This is a genomic window from Alphaproteobacteria bacterium (genome assembly GCA_004295055.1).
Lineage (GTDB): Bacteria > Pseudomonadota > Alphaproteobacteria > SHNJ01 > SHNJ01 > SHNJ01.
This window is the reverse complement of sequence record SHNJ01000022.1, coordinates 16,683-34,034: the sequence shown is the minus strand read 5'-3', so window position 1 is coordinate 34,034 and position 17,352 is coordinate 16,683. Positions and strand designations below refer to the sequence as shown.

The following is a 17,352-nucleotide window of genomic DNA, read 5'->3' as shown; positions in this document are numbered from 1 at the left end:
TGCCCCGAATCCAATCACCCAAGGACGATATCCACGTCGGCACGAATAGCGCCGCCATTGATTTTAACGTCGGTATTAATCCAGATTTTCTTTACGTCAAAATTTAAGAACCATCCGTTTTTCAAATCGTAATCGACACCGGCCTGTAACGCTGGGCCAAAGCTGTTGTCGTATTTGATGCTGTTAATGGCAGGACCTTTATCTTCGTTATAAAAAATGGTGTAGTTAACACCAGCGCCAACATAAGGTTTCCATCCGTCCACCGGATCCATGTGATATTGCATGGTCAATGTTGGAGGCAACAACCAAACAGAGCCAAGATCGATGTTGCCAGCCGTAGCGGTCGCATCATGCGGGGTGGTGGCAAGAATTAATTCCGCCGCCCAATTTTTGGTGAAGAAATAGCTGAAATCCACCTCAGGAACGACAGTGTTATCGATTTCAACATTACCGCCAATGGTGGTGCTTGCATCTTCTTGGGGAACGACCGCTATGCCTCTGAACCGCATCATCCAGTTTTTATCGCTGGCGGAATTTTTTTCGGTGGCGGCATTGGCAGAAAATGACATCAGGCTGGCGGCCAGAACCGCAGCTATAACAAAACAATAGGTTATTTTTTTCATTTAACTCTCCATATTTTGGATAAAGGAATAATAGGCCGTCGAAATCATGTATTTGATCAGGGTCAAATACATTATACAAAATCGAAAATTCAAGGGGATAGTTTGTAATATGTCACATTTCAGGGAGTATATTCATTTTCAGGATAATTTATGCATACAGTCCCATACCGCAGCATGTGGCCAAAAAAGGAATGTGAGGTTCGCTTATTTGCCGGTGGATATCCCAAACCATATGGCGACCGCAGCCAATAGAGCAGACAATATGCGGCGCACTGTCAGAATATCTCTTTCTTTTTTAAAAATATAATTTACAGAACCAGCCATCGTTACAATCAAACAATGAATCACGGTGGCAATCAATACATAGACCAAGGTAAATGTTAGCGTCTGTCCAAGAATATAAACTGGTTGGCTAATAAACGTTGGCAGAATGGCAATGTAAAATACGGCAGCCTTTGGATTTAAAAGGTTGGTGATCAAACCATTTTTAAAAAACTTGGATTCAGGAATTTTTTCTTGTGTCTTGCCGGCGGATGTTTCCTCGACATTTTTCCAGCCATCCCAAGCCAACCATAAAAGGTATAAAACACCCAGCCATCACAATATTTGATACATAAAAAACGAATTGGATATAACCGCGGCAACCCCCAGCGCGGCTATAATGCCTACAATACCCAAACCCAGGGCAACGCCAAGAACCGCCGCAAAACCTGCGCGTCTTCCATACGATGCGCTGAGTATTGCCAAATAAGCCATATTCGGCCCGGGCGTTAGCTCGATAATCACGCAGGTCAATACAAAGGATAAAAACGAATTGGATTCCAACATAGCTATTTTTTGTATTTTCGAAGCCGGCGCAACACCAGCGGTAACAGATCTGCAATATCTTCGGAAATTAAACCAGGACCAAAATGGGAAGCCGCGTCCGCATGAATCCATACTGCCGCGCAAGCCGCCTCAAACATCGGCATTCCTTGCGCCAATAATCCGGTACATATTCCCGCCAAGGCGTCTCCCGATCCGGCCGTTGCCAAAAATGGCGTGGCATTTGTATTAACCACAAACCTTCCATCCGGCGCGGCAATGACAGTATGAAACCCCTTTAATACAATCACCGCCCCGCTTTCGTCGGCAGCTTTTTGCGCGCGATAGATATTATCATTTTTGGCAAATCTAAATTTGCCGAATAAATGCAGAAACTCGCCTTCATGCGGCGTCAAAATGCAAGGCGACGCAATTAATTTAAATAAATAATTGGGTGCCTTGGAAAAAACGGTTAACGCATCCGCATCCAGCACCAATGATTTTTTCTGCCGTAAAGCATCGATAACAAAAGATTTCGTTCGCGCATTAACACCATTGCCCGGCCCTAACAAAACGGCGGTTATTCTTTCATCGCTTATTAAATTGGAAAAAGCGGATCTATCTTTCACCAATTTGGTCATAATAGACTGAAACGAAGCGCTGTAAGACGGCAATGATTTTGGCGTGCAGGCGACGGAAACCACCCCTGCCCCAACCCTTAATGCACAATAAGCGGCTATTTTAGCGGCACCCGTTTGCCCTAAATCGCCGCCGTTAATGATGGCATACCCGCGGTTATATTTATGGCTGTCCGCCTTCGGCCACCGAAACCGATCTATCCATAAGTCTGGCGTGTTTTTCTGGGGAAGGCGTTTTTTCATAATACGCCAATATAACGCCAATCCGTTATATTGCACCTATTATATTATTCAACACAGACCACAATTAATCTTAATGAATTGCACTGGCAAGAAAAAGTCCAGTTGCGAGTAACGGCAACTGGACCACAGGGGAGTAGAGTACCAAAATTAGTTTGCCATCAGGCGCACATCTTTGATGAAATTGTCAATTTCATTAATCAATCCTTTGGCCTGAGTGCCTAAGCCGATCGAAGAAAATTTCATTTCTTCTGCCGCTTGTCCCGTACGAGTCGATGCGGCAGAGACTTCTTGCACAGTCTGCGATACTTCCGCAACATTACCGGAAGCGCGCTGAATAGAAGAAGATATCTCTTTAGTAGCGATATCTTGCTCTTCAATTGCCGCGGACACGGAAATCGAAACTTCGTTCATTTGCTTGATGATTTGCGCGATTGTTTGAATATGCTCATCCACGCTGGAAACTTGCGTTTGCGTCGATTGAATCAGCGTCGCGATTTCGGCCGTTGCCTTGGAAGTGTTGTTTGCCAGAGTCTTAATTTCACCGGCAACTACAGCAAAGCCCTTTCCTGCCTCGCCGGCCCTTGCCGATTCAATAGTCGCATTCAACGCCAGCAAATTAATCTGATTGGCGATTTGGTCGATCAATGCCAGTACCTTGCCAATTTTCTCGGCACTGCTGACCAATGTCGTCATTTGTCCGCTGGCCGCCTGGGATTTTGTTGTGGCGTCACCGGCAATCTGCGCCGAATAGCTGATGCGTTGCGCAATTTCATTGATAGACGCGCTAAGCTCTTCTACGGCGGCAGCAACGTTATTGGCGGCACCGGCCTTGGGCTTGCGATCACTAAACAACTGGTCAATTTAATGGGCGGCACGATTGGCGTGGAAAGCGTTGTTGGCAAAGGATCCACCTTCTGGTTCCGCGTGCCTTTGGCGATAGCCAGCCCCGAAGATATTTCAAAACATGCCGACAAATATAAATCCAATATTAGCGCATCGAAAAACCTAAAGCCGATCGGCGAAGCCAAGGCGTTGTTGGTCGAAGACTATCCGGTAAATCAGGTTTTTGCGGAAAAACTTCTGCGAAAATTCGGCATAACCCATATCGACACCGCCTTAAACGGCGCGGAGGCTTTACTTAAATACCGCACCGAAGTTTACGATATCATATTTATGGATTGCCAGATGCCGGAACTGGACGGATATCAAGCAACCCAAAAAATCCGGTTGATGGAATCCGAAACGCCGTTTCATGTGCCTATCGTCGCCATGACGGCAAACGCCATGCTAGGCGACCGGGAGAAATGCCTTAATTCCGGCATGGATGACTATATCAGCAAACCCATACGCGCAACGCATCTGAAAAGCATATTGCAAAAATTGTTCGTGTTAAATGAAGATGCGGATGTACTATCGACCCTGCCAAAAAAGACAGCGCGGCAGGAAACCGATCAGCCAGTGGACATGAATCAACTGCGCCTTTTCACCAATGGCGATCTGGATGAAGAAAAAGCATTGGTCGATTTATTCATGCAGCAGGCGATGGAAATGCTGGGCACATTGGAAAAATGCCTGCGCGATAAAAACAGCGAGGCTTGGAAATCGGCCGCGCACCGCCTAAAAGGATCTTCCGGCAATTTCGGCGCTATGAAACTTTATCATCTGTGCCAGCGCGCGGAAGTAAACCATAATGAAAGCCAGGAAAAGAAAATAGAAATGCTGGATGCCATCAAGCACGAGGCAACCCGCGTGGACAATTTCCTTAAGACATCGAACGCGTAGGTATTTTCAATAAAAACCGCATTGACGGCACTATCCCGGAAAATTAGTGTCTGCAGTGCAATCTTATGCGCCGCGCCGCCCTAAAATTTTGACTTCATCTATATATGAATTGGCCTGATCCTCATTAATTTTTTCTGTCATTCCATAGTAACTGAATCTTACCGGCGATATGCCGCAGAAATTTAATGTACTTCGCAATGCCTTTGCTCCATGCTGCCTTGCGAACAACCGGTACATCAAACTTGGCATGGCCATAGTTTGAATGATTCTGGCGCTTTTATTTCTTAAAAATTTTGCATGTACAAAAGGGCCGTCATCCGTACCGAAATCAAAAGCAAATCCTTTCATCAGGACTCTTTCAAAAAAGCCTTTTAATAAGGCCGGCATACTGAATTGCCACAGAGGATAAACGATTACAATATGATCGGCCCATGCCAATTGAGTTTGAGCATCGGCTATCGCAGGTTCCAAGGACTGAATGCCTTTATACCCTTCATGCAGTATAGGATCGAATTCCAAGTCCGCTATTTTGATTAAACGGACTTCATTTCCTGTTTCAGTCGCGCCTTTTTCATAGGCCAAGGCCAGGGATTCGCATAAACTTTTGCGTTGGCGTGCCGGATTTCCTAAAATAACGAGAATTTTTTTAGCCATATAATACCCCTACTATTATAATGGCTTTTCATCAATACAAAAGCTTATGATTTTTTTATGAAAAATAAATGTACCTTGTACAAACGTATGCTTGTACAGCCAGCGCCCTGCCATAGTATTTGAATCTAGTTCCAGCCGCCGCCAAGCGAGCGGATTAATTCCACCGATGTGATCAAACGCTGGCCTTTGGCTTGTACGGCCGCACGTTCTGTCGCCAATGATGTGCGTTGGGCATCGACTACCTCAAAATAATCCGCATCGCCTTCATCATACCGTTTCTGTGTCAAATCCGTAGTTTGCTTGGATGCTTTTGCCGCCACGTCCTGTTTCAACGTCTGATCGGCCAGCAGCCGTTGATCCGCGAGATTGTTTTCGACATCGCGGAACGCAACTAAAACTTGCTGGCGATAATTGGCGATAGATTCCTCATACGCGGCTTCCGCCGAATCGACGCGGGCGATATTGCGGCCGGCATCGAAAATCGGCATAGTTAACGCCAAACCTGCTGTCTGTCCCAGTGCCCAAGTACGGCTGGACCATTCGAATAAATCGCGGAAGGAATTGGCTTCGAATCCGCCGGAAGCGGTTAAAAATAATTGCGGAAAAAATGCCGCGCGCGCCGCGCCGATGCGCGCATTGGCCGCGGCCATGACGGATTGCGCCGCGGCAATATCCGGACGGCGCTGCAATAAACCCGATGGAATTCCGGCTGGAATTTCCGGCGGCACTTCATCCACCAGCGGAGATTCCGCAAAACTGAAATTCGATGGAATTTTACCCAACAATACCGCCAAGGCATGTTCCAAAGCCGCGCGCGAACGATCCAAAATAATCAATTCCGCCTCGGTGCTGGCCAATTCGCTTTGCGTGCGGGTTAAATCCGGATCGCCCACCTCCCCTTCGTCAAAACGGCGTTGCATTATCCGCGATGCCTCGGCGCGCAATTTAACAGTATCGCGCAGCAATTGCCGTTCGGTATCCAGCGCGCGAATGGCGTAATAGGTTTGCGCCACATCGGCTTGCAACGCCAGCAGAACGCTGTGATAAGATGCGGCAACCGCATTGGCATCCAAATCCGCCGCCTTGGCATTGTTGCGAACTCGGCCAAATAAATCCGCTTCATACGATACAACGCCTTGCGCCGTATACAGGCTGTATGGATTGGTCAATCCGCTGCCGGCAGCGGCGGAGATTGCAGACGGTCTTACGCGAACGGCATTCGCCCCGGCATCGATTGACGGAAATAAACCCGCACTAACAACATTGGCTTCAGCGCGCGCTTGATTCACACGTGCGGCGGCGGCGGCCAAGGTTTGGTTCGCGGCAATCGCCTCCGATTCCAAATCATTCAATTTAGAATCGCCAAATATTTTCCACCATTGCCCACGATCCGATTGTTCCAAACTTTCGGCTTTTTTCCAAACGACGCCTTCGACCACGTGTTCCGCAGGAACGGCTTGTTCTTTGAATACATTAGGCAGGCCTAAATCCGGTAATTTCATATCTGGCGCCAGACTGCAACCCGTCAATAAAGCCGCTACACTGAATAAAAGAATTTTATTTTTAGCCATGAGTGATTCCCGAATCTTTGACATGCAATGCTGGAACGGTGCAAGATTTCAATTTATTGCCAGCGAATTTGCGCAAGGCGACATAAAATACCGGCGTTAGAAACAATCCAAAGAAAGTTACGCCCAACATTCCCGAAAACACCGCGACGCCCATGGCGTGCCGCATTTCCGCCCCGGCGCCCGATGAAAATACCAATGGCACCACGCCCATGATAAAGGCAAACGATGTCATCAGGATCGGACGCAAACGAAGACGCGCCGCCTCAATCGCCGCCTTTAATGGCGTGGCCCCTTCCAATTCCAATTCACGCGCGAATTCCACAATCAAAATCGCGTTTTTACAGGCAAGCCCCACCAGCACGATCAATCCTATTTGGGTAAAGATATTATTGTCGCCACCGGAAAACCATACGCCGAAAATGGCGCATAGCAGGCACATTGGCACAATCAGAATGACCGCAAGAGGTAAAATCAAGCTTTCGTACTGCGCGGCCAAAACCAGGAACACCAACAACACACAAAGCGGGAACACATATAACGAAGTGTTTCCAGCCAAAATTTGCTGATAGGTTAAATCGGTCCATTCGTAACTCATGCCTTTTGGCAAGGTTTCGTGCAAAATCTTTTCAATCGCCTGTTGCGCCTGACCCGAAGAATATCCCATCGATGGCCCGCCATTAATATCCGCTGTCCGATAGGCGTTATACCGCATCGAACGTTCCGGCCCATAACTTTGGGTAACGGTCAAAATACTGCCGAGTGGAACCATCTGACCCCAATCATTGCGAACTTTTAATTGCGCGATGTCTTCGGCCTGGTCGCGGAATGGCGCATCGGCCTGAGCAATTACTTGATATGTGCGGCCGAACTTGTTGAAATCGTTAATATAAAGAGACCCCAAATAAACCTGCAAAGTTTCAAATACGCTGGTAATCGGAATGCCCAATTGCTTGGCTTTGGTCCGGTCTAAATCAATGTGCAACTGCGGCACGTTGATTTGATAACCGCTGAAGACTCCCGACAGAACAGGATTCTGCCAGGCTTTGCCCTGCACTTCTTGCGCAACGCGGAATAATTCCTCGTCCCCTAAATCCGCGCGATCTTCGATTTGCAGTTTAAATCCGCCTGCCGTGCCTAGCCCCAAAATTGGCGGCGGCGGCAGAACCATCACAAACGCATCCTTAATCGCACCGAACTGCATATTCAGCGACCCGGCGATTTCCCCGGCTGACTGCTTGCGATCTTCGAAATTTTTCAACGGCACGAAAACAATCCCGGCATTGGAACTATTGGTAAAGCCGTTAATGGACAGGCCCGGAAAAGCCACCGCATGCGCTACGCCCGGCGTTTTTGTCACGATATCCGACATGCGGCGCAAAACGTCTTCGGTGCGATCCAACGAAGATCCATCCGGCAATTGGGCGAAACCGATCAGATATTGCTTATCTTGCGCGGGAATATATCCCGTCGGCACATGCGAAAAACCGAACACGGTCAGGCAAATTAAAATCAAATAAACAAAAATAGCCGCCGCCTTGTGATTTAGAACTTTTCCAACGCGGCCCGAATATGCATCCGCGCCTGTTTTAAAAACACGATTAAATGGACGAAAAATCCAACCCAACCCCTTGTCCATTGCGCGCGCCAGCCAGTCTTTTGGCGTATCGTGCCCTTTTAATAATAGCGCCGCCATAGCGGGGCTTAGGGTTAACGAGTTGAATGCCGAAATAATCGTCGAAATCGCAATCGTCAGCGCGAACTGGCGGTAAAATTGGCCCGTCAGGCCGCTGATAAAGGCGATCGGAACGAACACGGCGATCAAAGTAAGGCCGATTGCGATGATAGGCCCACTTACCTCGCGCATCGCTTGGTAAGTCGCGTCTTTGGGCGACAGGCCGGATTCGATATTCCGTTCCACGTTTTCAACCACCACGATAGCATCGTCCACCACAACCCCGATCGACAACACCAGGCCAAACAGCGACAAAGCGTTAATCGAAAACCCAAATAACAGCATCAGGCCAAACGTGCCGATGATAGAAACCGGTACGGCCAACAACGGAATGATCGAAGCGCGCCAGGTCTGCAAAAACAGAATAACCACCAATACAACCAGGAAAACGGCTTCTAACAACGTGTGAATAACCGCCTTGATCGAATCGCGCACGAATGTGGTTGGATCGTAAACGATGTCATATTCCAAACCTTCGGGAAAGTCTTTTTTCAGCTCTTCCATTGTGGCGCGGACTTGGTCGGACAATTCAATTGTATTCGCATCCGGCGTTTGGAAAATACCCAACGCCACCGCTTGTTTATTGTCCAGCAGAGACCGCAAGGAATATTGCGCCCCACCCAGTTCAATGCGCGCAACATCTTTTAATCTTGTGACGCCGCCATCTTCGGATGTTTTTAGGATAATATCCGCAAATTCTTCTTCCGACTGCAAACGGCCCAAAGCATTGACGTTCAGCTGTAAATCGGTATTTGGCGATGGCGACGCGCCAATAACGCCGGCGGCCACCTGAACGTTTTGTTCACGAATGGCATTGATCACATCCCCCGCCGACATATTGCGTTCGGCAATTTTATTCGGATCGAGCCAGATCCGCATGGCGTAATCGCTGCCGCCAAAAATTTCAACCTGGCCGGTGCCTTGCAAGCGGCGCAAGCGATCCCGAATATTCAAAGTCGCATAATTGCTGAGATACAATAAGTCGTAACGATTGCTGGGGGACAACAAGTGCACCACCATGGTCAAATCGGAAGAACTTTTAACCGTGGTAACGCCGAATTGCCGGACGATATCCGGCAAACGCGGCAGCGCCTGGTTAACCCGGTTCTGGACCAATTGCTGCGCCTTGTCCGCATCCGTTCCGATTTTAAAAGTGATCGTTAAAGTCATGCGGCCATCGGATGTTCCTTGCGAGAACATATACAACATGTCTTCGACGCCATTAATTTGTTCTTCCAGTGGCGCGGCGACCGTTTCGGCAATTACTTTTGGATTCGCGCCTGGATATTGCGCGGTAACAACCACCGATGGCGGCACAACCTCGGGATACTCGGAAATAGGCAATTGCCAGATCGCAATGAATCCAGAAATGAAAATCAGCAACGACAAAACCGCTGCGAAAATAGGACGGTCAATAAAAAACCGGGAGATATTCATGACTATTCCTTAGCGGCTGGTTGCTGGGATCCTGGCGCCGCAGATTCTGGCGCCTTTGGCATTTCCGGCGGCGCAGAAGCCGGAGAAGATTCCGCCGGAGGCGTTGGTGATGCCGGTGCTGGATCAGCGGCTGGCATAGCAGGCTCCGTCATTCCAGCCGACGTTGATTCAGCGCTTGCTGGCGTTGGGGATGCGGATGCTGCCGGTTGCTTATCATCCATCGGCACAATTTCAGGAGCCACAACAGATCCCGGCCGCGCACGTTGCAAGCCATTGACGACTATTTTATCGCCTGCCTGTACGCCGTTTTGAACAATACGCAACCCGTCGGCCACATTGCCCAATTTGACCTCGCGATATTCCACTTTATTGTCATTACCGACCACCAGCACGAATTTCTTGCTTTGATCCGTGCCCACGGCGCGATCCGTAATCAATAAGGCTTTGGTTTCCGTTGGGCTGCCCAGCTTAATACGGGCGAACAACCCTGGCACCAATGACCCATCGGCATTTTCAAAAATAGCGCGCACACGGATCGTACCGGATGCCGGGTTTAATTTATTGTCGAATGACTCGATCCGCCCTGTATGCGGAGTACCAGTTTCCGTAGCCAGGCCCATCATGACCGGGATCTGATCGAAACTTTGCGCCTGGCCATCCGCGCCGCGGGTGTACCGCAAATAAGTCGATTCATCCACATCGAAATCCGCGTAAATAGGACGGTTGGATACAATCGTAGTTAACACTGGCGCATTGCCGCCGGCATCGACCAGGTTGCCAACCGTAATTTCAGCGCGGCTGACGCGGCCAGGAATTGGCGCGACGATTTTAGTATATCCCAAATCCAGCTTTGCTCGGGTCAAATCGGCCCTTGCGACGCGAACATCGTTTTTGCGCTGATCGTATTCGCGTTGCGAAATGGCTTTATCCGCCATCAGCCGTTCCGCCCGGCTGAATTCGGTTTCGGTCAGAATAGCGCGCGCATTCGCGGCTTGATACGCGGCTTCGTACGGGCGGGGATCAATGGTAAATAAAACCGCGCCTTTTTTTACGTTATCGCCATCGGAAAAATGGATCGAATCGATGGTGCCGGATACACGGGGACGGATTTCCACCTGATCCACCGCAACCAAACGGCCGGAAAATTCATTCCATTCCTGTACTTGGCGTTCAAGAACCTCGGCAACGCTGACCGGCATGGCCATATTTGGCGGCATTCCCGCCATTTCATGCCCCGCCCCGCCATGCATCATAACGCGCACATATATAAAGTAACCGATCACCGCGATCAGAATTAACAGGATGAGGTATTTAAAACGAAACATGGCCAAAATCTCCGCGAATAATAAATTTCCTTGCAAAGGTAGCTCCGCCATGCCATATAGTCAATATATGAATTATATATACATGTATATTTTTTATGTGTATATTGTTCAGGTCACTTGTCATCAAATTGCAATATAGGAATTGATCCTTGTCGACAAAAAGCAAAACCAAAGCATGCCGTTTCAGCCAGGGAAAAAATGCCCCGGCCAAGCATCAATTGGTGGAATTGTTCTGGCATATCAGCCCCGGTTTCACCCGGTGGGCGGAATCGCGCATGGAACAGCAAGGCATGACCCCGCAACGGCTGCGGTTAATGGGATTGTTGATGGATAATGGCCCCATGACCATGGGCGCATTAAGCGATGAATTGGGCGTCACCGCCACCAATATCACTGCTCTGGTCGATGCGTTGGAAAAAGACGGGCTGGTTGAACGCAAACCCCACCCCAAGGATCGGCGCGCGATTATGATTCAAACAACCGCCAAGGCGGAAAAAAAGCTGGCGGAAGGATGTACCGTATTCAAAGACCGTGTATCGGAATTATTTTCCGATTTCAGTAAAACCGAACAAGAACAATTCGCAAAATTCATGAACCGTATGCGTGAAGCTCTTGTGGAGCGCGGCATACTTGAAGATTTGGATGGCTCCAAAACGGACGAAGCGGCATAGACGTTTTCTGCGGCTTTATCTACGATTCTTTAAATTTTCTATCCGTTAGGAAGCATAAAAACTTTGCAGACCCCCGCAAGGTTATTATCTATGCGTATTTTAACCAGATTTCCTCAACCTGGGCCGATAATTGCATGGGATCGAATGGTTTTGGGATCGCCGCTTTCGATCCAAGACGCTTATATTCCTCCAGCTCTTTTGGCTGTACCCTGGCTGTCATAAATACCACCGGAACATGACTGAACTCTGGGCTCTTTTGTATCTCTTCAAGGACTTTCAATCCGTCCATGCCCGGCATCATCACATCCAACAATATCAAATCCGGACATGTTTCCTTTAACCTAGAGAACATCTCTGCCCCGCTGCTGCAACAGGTGACATTAAATCCGCCCACAGTTTCCAAACATTCTTTGGTTATATCCAGCACATCGAATTCGTCATCCACGCACATGATCCGCCGCAGTTTATGTTCCATATTTTTCTCCTTCTTTAGGCGTAGTAGGCTGCTGCAGTATTTTAAGAATAGTTTCAATTACCTTCCCTTCGGGAACCCTTGATTTAATCATGGTGGCCGCAACGCGATCCCGAATATCCAACGTTGTTTCATAGGCCGACAAAATAAGCCACGGCACCGGATAATCGGTTAATGTCGCCATGCGATCCAGCAATGTCAGACCATTTCCATCCGGCATATTGATATCCAAAATTACCAGGGAGAAATTCTTTTCTTTTAATAGCTTTTCCGCTTGATATATTGTCGGCGCTTGAATAATTTCCGCGCGCTCGCTAAGCGCATTGGCCAATAAAGTGCTTAAATCCACATCATCTTCTATATGCAGAATCAACGGGCGGTTATCATTATATACTTGCTCTTGCTTGGCCATGGGCTCGGCCGCGCGCATGCCAAATTCATCGGTACTGGGCAATTCAAACCAGAACAAGCTTCCCTTTCCCTCTTCGCTTTCGAAACCCATATTTCCATGCATTCTTTCAACCAATTCCCGGCTTATGTTAAGCCCCAGGCCAGAACCGCCTTTTTGCCGCGTGGCGGAAGAATCCGCCTGACAGAATTTATTGAAAATGCGGCTGCGGAAATCCTGTGGAATTCCAGATCCGGAATCTTTGACAGAAATACGGATAAATTTTCCCTTCTGCTCCGCCGCAACGATAACGGTCGCTTGTTCCGGCGAAAACTTGGCGGCGTTCGATAAAAGATTGGCCAGCACTTGAATTGTCCGGTTGCTGTCGGCATAAACGATCATATCTAATGGAATTGGCCGCACCTCGAAATGAACCTTATATTTCTCTGCATAAGATTGGTTTCCTTCCACCGCCTGCTGTATCAAAGATGACAATTTCTCGGGCCGGATATCGAATTGCATATTGCCCGATGTAATCTTGTCCAAATCCAGAATATCGTTAATTAAAACGATCAGCCGTTCGCAATTGCGATGCGCAATCGAAATGTGATTTAAAACTTTGTCCGGCAGGCTTTTATTCATTGCGCCTAGAATCAAACCCAAAGAACCACGGATCGAGGTCAACGGCGTTCTTAATTCGTGGCTGACCATAGACACGAATTCGCTTTTTACTCTTTCAATTTCCTTACGTTCGGTGATATCCAAAATTTGTTTGATGATATATTTCGGCGTTCCATTGGGATTTCTTGCCAGGGATGCATTAATCAAGGCCCAGACCAATTTGCCCGATTTATGGATAAACCGTTTTTCAATTTGAAAACTTTGAATATCGCCACGCAACAAGGCATTCAATCGTTTCTGATCCTCTGGCCAATCATCAGGGTGCGTTATGGTTTGAAGATTCAGGGTGAATATTTCAACTTCTGAATATCCCATCATGTTCCGCAGGGCCTTATTGACTTTATACCACTCTCCCGACGGAAAAATTAAACCCATTCCTACCGGCGCATATTCCATGGCATTGCGGAATGTTTCTTCGCTAAGTCCCAATAAATTAGTTTGGTGCCTGGTAATTTCCGCCTGCCGCAATATATGAGCCACCAGAAAAGCCAGCAAAATACCTGCGGTTAGTATCATTTCCGGAAACGCGGATCGTTGCGCCAACAGGAATTTTTGCGTTGGCCAGGCTTCGAACGACCATACAGAACCATACAGGTCCAAATTCTCCTGTATACTCCAACGCAGTTTATCTGTCGGATCGATGCCGATGGTTTCGAAAATAATCCTATTCCCATTGCTGATTTCCAGCCAAGCGTCGCTGCCAAATTGCTTTGCTATCGCGGCGCTACTTACCAATTCCCGAATTTCATAAAAACCGGTTATAAAGCCATCGAACCTTTCTCCTATAAATATCGGCACGCTGATCATCAACCCGTAACTATTATTTAGAATTTTCATTGGAAGGCTAAATGCGGGCTGCTTGGTAACCAAAGAGCTTTGTAAAGTTGGCCATCTTTCTTCCGCTGTAAACACTTCTGCGGTATCGGCGATGCTATCGGCCAATTCGGACCAACGAACGTTGTTATTGGCATCGATCCACTGAATCGCAATCAAATCCTTCTGATCCTTGATATAACTGATGGCATCCGGCTTCCATTTATTGTAAGGCGTTCCGCGCTCGACTTGCCAACGATTCACCATACGGCCCAGCATGCGGACACGGGATTCAACGCGGTTTTGAAGATCTATTTGCACATATTCCAACGAACGAGACAAGGAACCTCGGGCATTGGCTATTTCTTTTGTGTCTAAATAAATCCATGTGCCCAGAGAAGCCACTAAAATAACGAATGCGGCCATGACCGGCAAATGTCCGCCAGGCGCATCCCGGAATAACATCCTATTGGCGACAGATTCATACGATGCAAACGCCCATATCCCGCTGCCAAGAACCAAAAATCCTATAGCGGTATGAATCGCCATGCGCGTCAGCGACGCCCAGCCAAAACCAGCTTCGACATGGAATATATAACCGGCAAGCGCCACAACGCTTAGAAACAGGATAACCATTCCAATCAAACGCATCATATAGGTGCGCTTCAGGAATGCTTTATGCGTAGTACCGGCAACAATCGCAAGCCCCATCAGCAGAAAGGAAATACAGGTATTTGGAGCCATTCTGCCGAGATGGGATAGTTGTATATTGATGTATGCCTTGAAAAATAAATTATCAATGCCAAAATTAAATCCAGTGATGTATTGAGCAAAAGTGATTCCAACAATAAGAAATAATGGAATTGTTACAATACGAGCCAGGCCGGTGCGTTGAGCCGCAAGCGCTATTAATCCTACACCAGAAAGAATAAATGCAAGCGCCGTATTAAATTGCATCGCCACAAAAGTAGGGTGAATTTGTACCAACGACAAATTGTGGCTAAACCACCCATAAATTACCATGGCACCCAACATCACGCTAAATCCGCCGGCAAAATAAACCAGCCATAATATTTTTTCTGTCATGATCGCCGGCCGGTATGTATTGTCGGACATTGGTACTGAAATTTTTTTAATCATAAATCACCTGTTGATACTAGGAATAATAAACAGAGGGAGCTTGAATGACGGGCGGTTTGCGCGTCAGCCATTTTTGCAGCATCTGGTGGATTTGTTCTTCCTTGAACGGCTTGTGCAAGTAATCATCCATACCTGCCGCAAGGCACTTATCCTGGTCGCCGCTCATTGCATCAGCGGTCAAAGCGATAATTATATTGTGAATATTTTTGGGCATTTCCTCGGTGCGAATACATTTCGTGGCTTCATATCCGTTCATTTCCGGCATCTGGCAATCCATAAACACGATTTCGTATTTTGCGCCGCGCAGTTTTTCCACCGCCTCTCTTCCATTCACGGCTATATCCACTTGACAGCCGCGCTTTTCCAGTATGCGGGTTATAAGCATCGCATTGACTTTCATATCTTCCGCCACCAACACGCGGATGCCATGGAACATGTTCACATTCGACTGCTGTTTATCCGAATTTCCTTGCAAAATATTCTCTATGCGGAAGCGCGTTAATAACGGCAGCGTTTTGCCGTGCTGTTTCGCATCCAATAATATTTGCAAGGCCGCCTTTATGTGATCGGGATAACAAGGCTTGACAAAAAACGCGGCAAATCCATTGCGTGCCAGAAAACCGCTGGTGACTGTTTGCGCCAAGGCGGTGACCATGATCATGGTCGTTTGACGCAGTTCCGGGATGCCGGAAACATGCTGGGCCAGATCCCGGCCGCTCATATCGTCCGCCAATCTATAATCTGTAAGCAGGAACTGATATGGATCGGATGAAGCCTCATCCCGCATCTTTTTCAAAGCCATTTCGCCCGAACTGCAAATATCCACCCGCATATAGAGTGCGGTCAAAAATCGCCGTAGAATCTCGCGGCTTACTTCTTGATCGTCCACGATTAAAGCCCTAATTCCAGCCAAATCGATATTTGGAATTTGAGGCAGACTGGCTTCAATTGCTTCGCCTTTTTTGCATTTAATATCAAAATGGAAATTCGATCCGCTGCCCTGCTGGCTCGAAACATTGATGTTCCCGCCCATCATTTTCACCAGCTTCTGGCAAATCGACAGGCCGAGCCCAGTACCGCCAAAATGGCGGGTAGTGGATTCTTCCGCTTGCGAATAGCGATTGAAAATAGAATCGAGCTTGTCTTCCGCAATGCCTATACCGGAATCCTGAACTTCAAAAAATAACCGGATTGCCGCATCGTCCTCGGAAATGGACTTTACTTTTATCAATACGTGGCCGTTTTCCGTGAACTTCACGGCGTTATTTACCAGATTTAACAATATCTGCCGCAACCGCACGGGATCGGATATTATATGGCGAGGAACCGCTGGATCGATGTCCACCAGCACTTCCAGCCCCTTTTCCTGCGTTTTAAGAAACAATACATCCGTGACATCCCGGACAAGATCGCGTAAATCAAAATTGACGGGTTCCAGCGTCAGCATACCGGCTTCAATCTTGGAAAAATCGAGAATATCGCTAATCAACCCAAGCAGGTTTTCCCCGGATTTGCGAATAATATCCACCAGGCTGCGCTGATCGGCGGATAAATCCGTATCAAACAGCAGATTCGACATCCCCAGAATGCCGTGCAGCGGAGTTCTGATTTCATGACTCATGTTGGCCAGAAAATCGCTTTTGGCCATAGTCGCCTTCTCGGCAATCGCCAGCGCATCCCGTGTGGCTTGATGGGAATTTTCCAATTTTCCTTTCGTCACATCCCACAGTCTTTGCCACTGAGAAATATTTTTCCAAGATGCCGCCCAGGCAATAATTTCCAACATGATAGCCGTTACGACTGCCGCCAGCACAACCTCGAACATTCTAGAAATCAATAACAATTGATTGGATACATATTCCTCCAGCGCATCGCCTAATTCCGACAATTGTTCCAATAAATTATTTTCCAGCGACAAATGCGCCGCCGACGCGGTTTCCGATGCCGCGGATTTTATTAAGTTGTCTTCCAGATTATGAATTTCTTGTATTCTATTATGGACTTCATCAATGGGAAACCGATGGCCAATTTCCTCGAGCACCTGATCTAAATTATATTTAACGGCCGTATAATCCGACGAAGCCGTCAAATTTTTCAACAAATCCCCGCCTAAATCCTCTATTTTCTTAGTATATTGCCTTACTTCAACATCCTGTCGCACAACACGGTCAATCAAATGATTGCCGTAAACGCTGAAACCAATAATGGATGATGCGATAAATAAAGTTAAAACAACCGAGAACGCAAAAGAGTGTATTGGGAATATCTCCCCCTGCCTCTTTTTTGTATGTACTGACGAAGGTCGTAGCATGATCCTATTCCACCAAATCGCACAACCCTTTTATTATTGTAGCCACAAAACCATTAATTTATAAATA

The 17,352-nt window shown here is 47.6% G+C and carries 12 protein-coding genes and 1 pseudogene; 2 read left to right on the top strand and 11 right to left on the bottom strand.

Features of this window, described 5'->3' with window-relative positions; translation table 11 throughout:
* Positions 1-14: 14 nt before the first annotated feature.
* From EYC62_05595 to EYC62_05580, 4 genes and pseudogenes are all read right to left on the bottom strand, one after another.
* The gene (locus EYC62_05595) at positions 15-623 is read right to left on the bottom strand and encodes an OmpW family protein (protein TAH34228.1); all 609 of its coding nucleotides are present in this window, start codon (positions 621-623) and stop codon (positions 15-17) included.
* Positions 624-827: 204 nt separating this feature from the next.
* Positions 828-1,451: pseudogene (locus tag EYC62_05590) on the bottom strand (LysE family translocator).
* A 2-nt stretch (positions 1,452-1,453) separates the two neighbouring features.
* Complete coding sequence (locus EYC62_05585) at positions 1,454-2,308, bottom strand: NAD(P)H-hydrate dehydratase (protein ID TAH34227.1); 855 nt, start codon at positions 2,306-2,308, stop codon at positions 1,454-1,456.
* Between the two features lie 147 nt (positions 2,309-2,455).
* Positions 2,456-3,001 carry a hypothetical protein gene (locus EYC62_05580; GenBank protein TAH34226.1) on the bottom strand — a complete coding sequence of 182 codons (546 nt, stop codon included), beginning with the start codon at positions 2,999-3,001 and terminating at the stop codon, positions 2,456-2,458.
* Between EYC62_05580 and EYC62_05575 the strand changes: the two genes are divergently transcribed.
* A complete protein-coding gene (locus EYC62_05575; protein ID TAH34225.1) occupies positions 2,786-4,090 on the top strand; it encodes a response regulator in 1,305 nt (434 codons plus the stop codon). The two genes, EYC62_05580 and EYC62_05575, sit on opposite strands and share 216 nt — an antisense overlap.
* Before the next feature lie 63 nt (positions 4,091-4,153).
* Here EYC62_05575 and EYC62_05570 read toward each other — a convergent pair whose 3' ends face one another.
* From EYC62_05570 to EYC62_05555, 4 genes are all read right to left on the bottom strand, one after another.
* Positions 4,154-4,744, bottom strand: coding sequence for a flavodoxin family protein (locus EYC62_05570; GenBank protein TAH34224.1), 591 nt, complete (start codon positions 4,742-4,744; stop codon positions 4,154-4,156).
* A gap of 125 nt (positions 4,745-4,869) precedes the next feature.
* Entirely contained in the window at positions 4,870-6,315 is a 1,446-nt protein-coding gene (locus EYC62_05565; protein ID TAH34223.1) for an efflux transporter outer membrane subunit, read from the bottom strand.
* Positions 6,308-9,484, bottom strand: coding sequence for an efflux RND transporter permease subunit (locus EYC62_05560; GenBank protein TAH34222.1), 3,177 nt, complete (start codon positions 9,482-9,484; stop codon positions 6,308-6,310). Before EYC62_05560 ends, EYC62_05565 begins: the two co-directional genes overlap by 8 nt.
* 2 nt (positions 9,485-9,486) lie before the next feature.
* Positions 9,487-10,809: an efflux RND transporter periplasmic adaptor subunit gene (locus EYC62_05555; protein ID TAH34221.1), complete on the bottom strand. Its 1,323-nt coding sequence runs from the start codon at positions 10,807-10,809 to the stop codon at positions 9,487-9,489.
* A 149-nt stretch (positions 10,810-10,958) separates the two neighbouring features.
* On the opposite strand from EYC62_05555, the gene EYC62_05550 reads away from it, so the two are divergent.
* On the top strand, positions 10,959-11,480 hold the full coding sequence (locus EYC62_05550) for a MarR family transcriptional regulator (GenBank protein ID TAH34220.1): 522 nt from the start codon (positions 10,959-10,961) through the stop codon (positions 11,478-11,480).
* 88 nt (positions 11,481-11,568) lie between these two features.
* On the opposite strand, the gene EYC62_05545 is transcribed toward EYC62_05550, so the two are convergent.
* The 3 genes from EYC62_05545 to EYC62_05535 are packed head-to-tail and all read right to left on the bottom strand — an operon-like array spanning position 11,569 to position 17,285.
* Positions 11,569-11,955, bottom strand: coding sequence for a response regulator (locus tag EYC62_05545; GenBank protein TAH34219.1), 387 nt, complete (start codon positions 11,953-11,955; stop codon positions 11,569-11,571).
* Positions 11,945-14,974, bottom strand: coding sequence for a PAS domain S-box protein (locus tag EYC62_05540; GenBank protein TAH34218.1), 3,030 nt, complete (start codon positions 14,972-14,974; stop codon positions 11,945-11,947). Before EYC62_05540 ends, EYC62_05545 begins: the two co-directional genes overlap by 11 nt.
* A 16-nt stretch (positions 14,975-14,990) precedes the next feature.
* Positions 14,991-17,285, bottom strand: a complete 2,295-nt coding sequence (locus EYC62_05535) for a response regulator (protein TAH34217.1) — start codon at positions 17,283-17,285, stop codon at positions 14,991-14,993.
* Positions 17,286-17,352 lie beyond the last annotated feature (67 nt).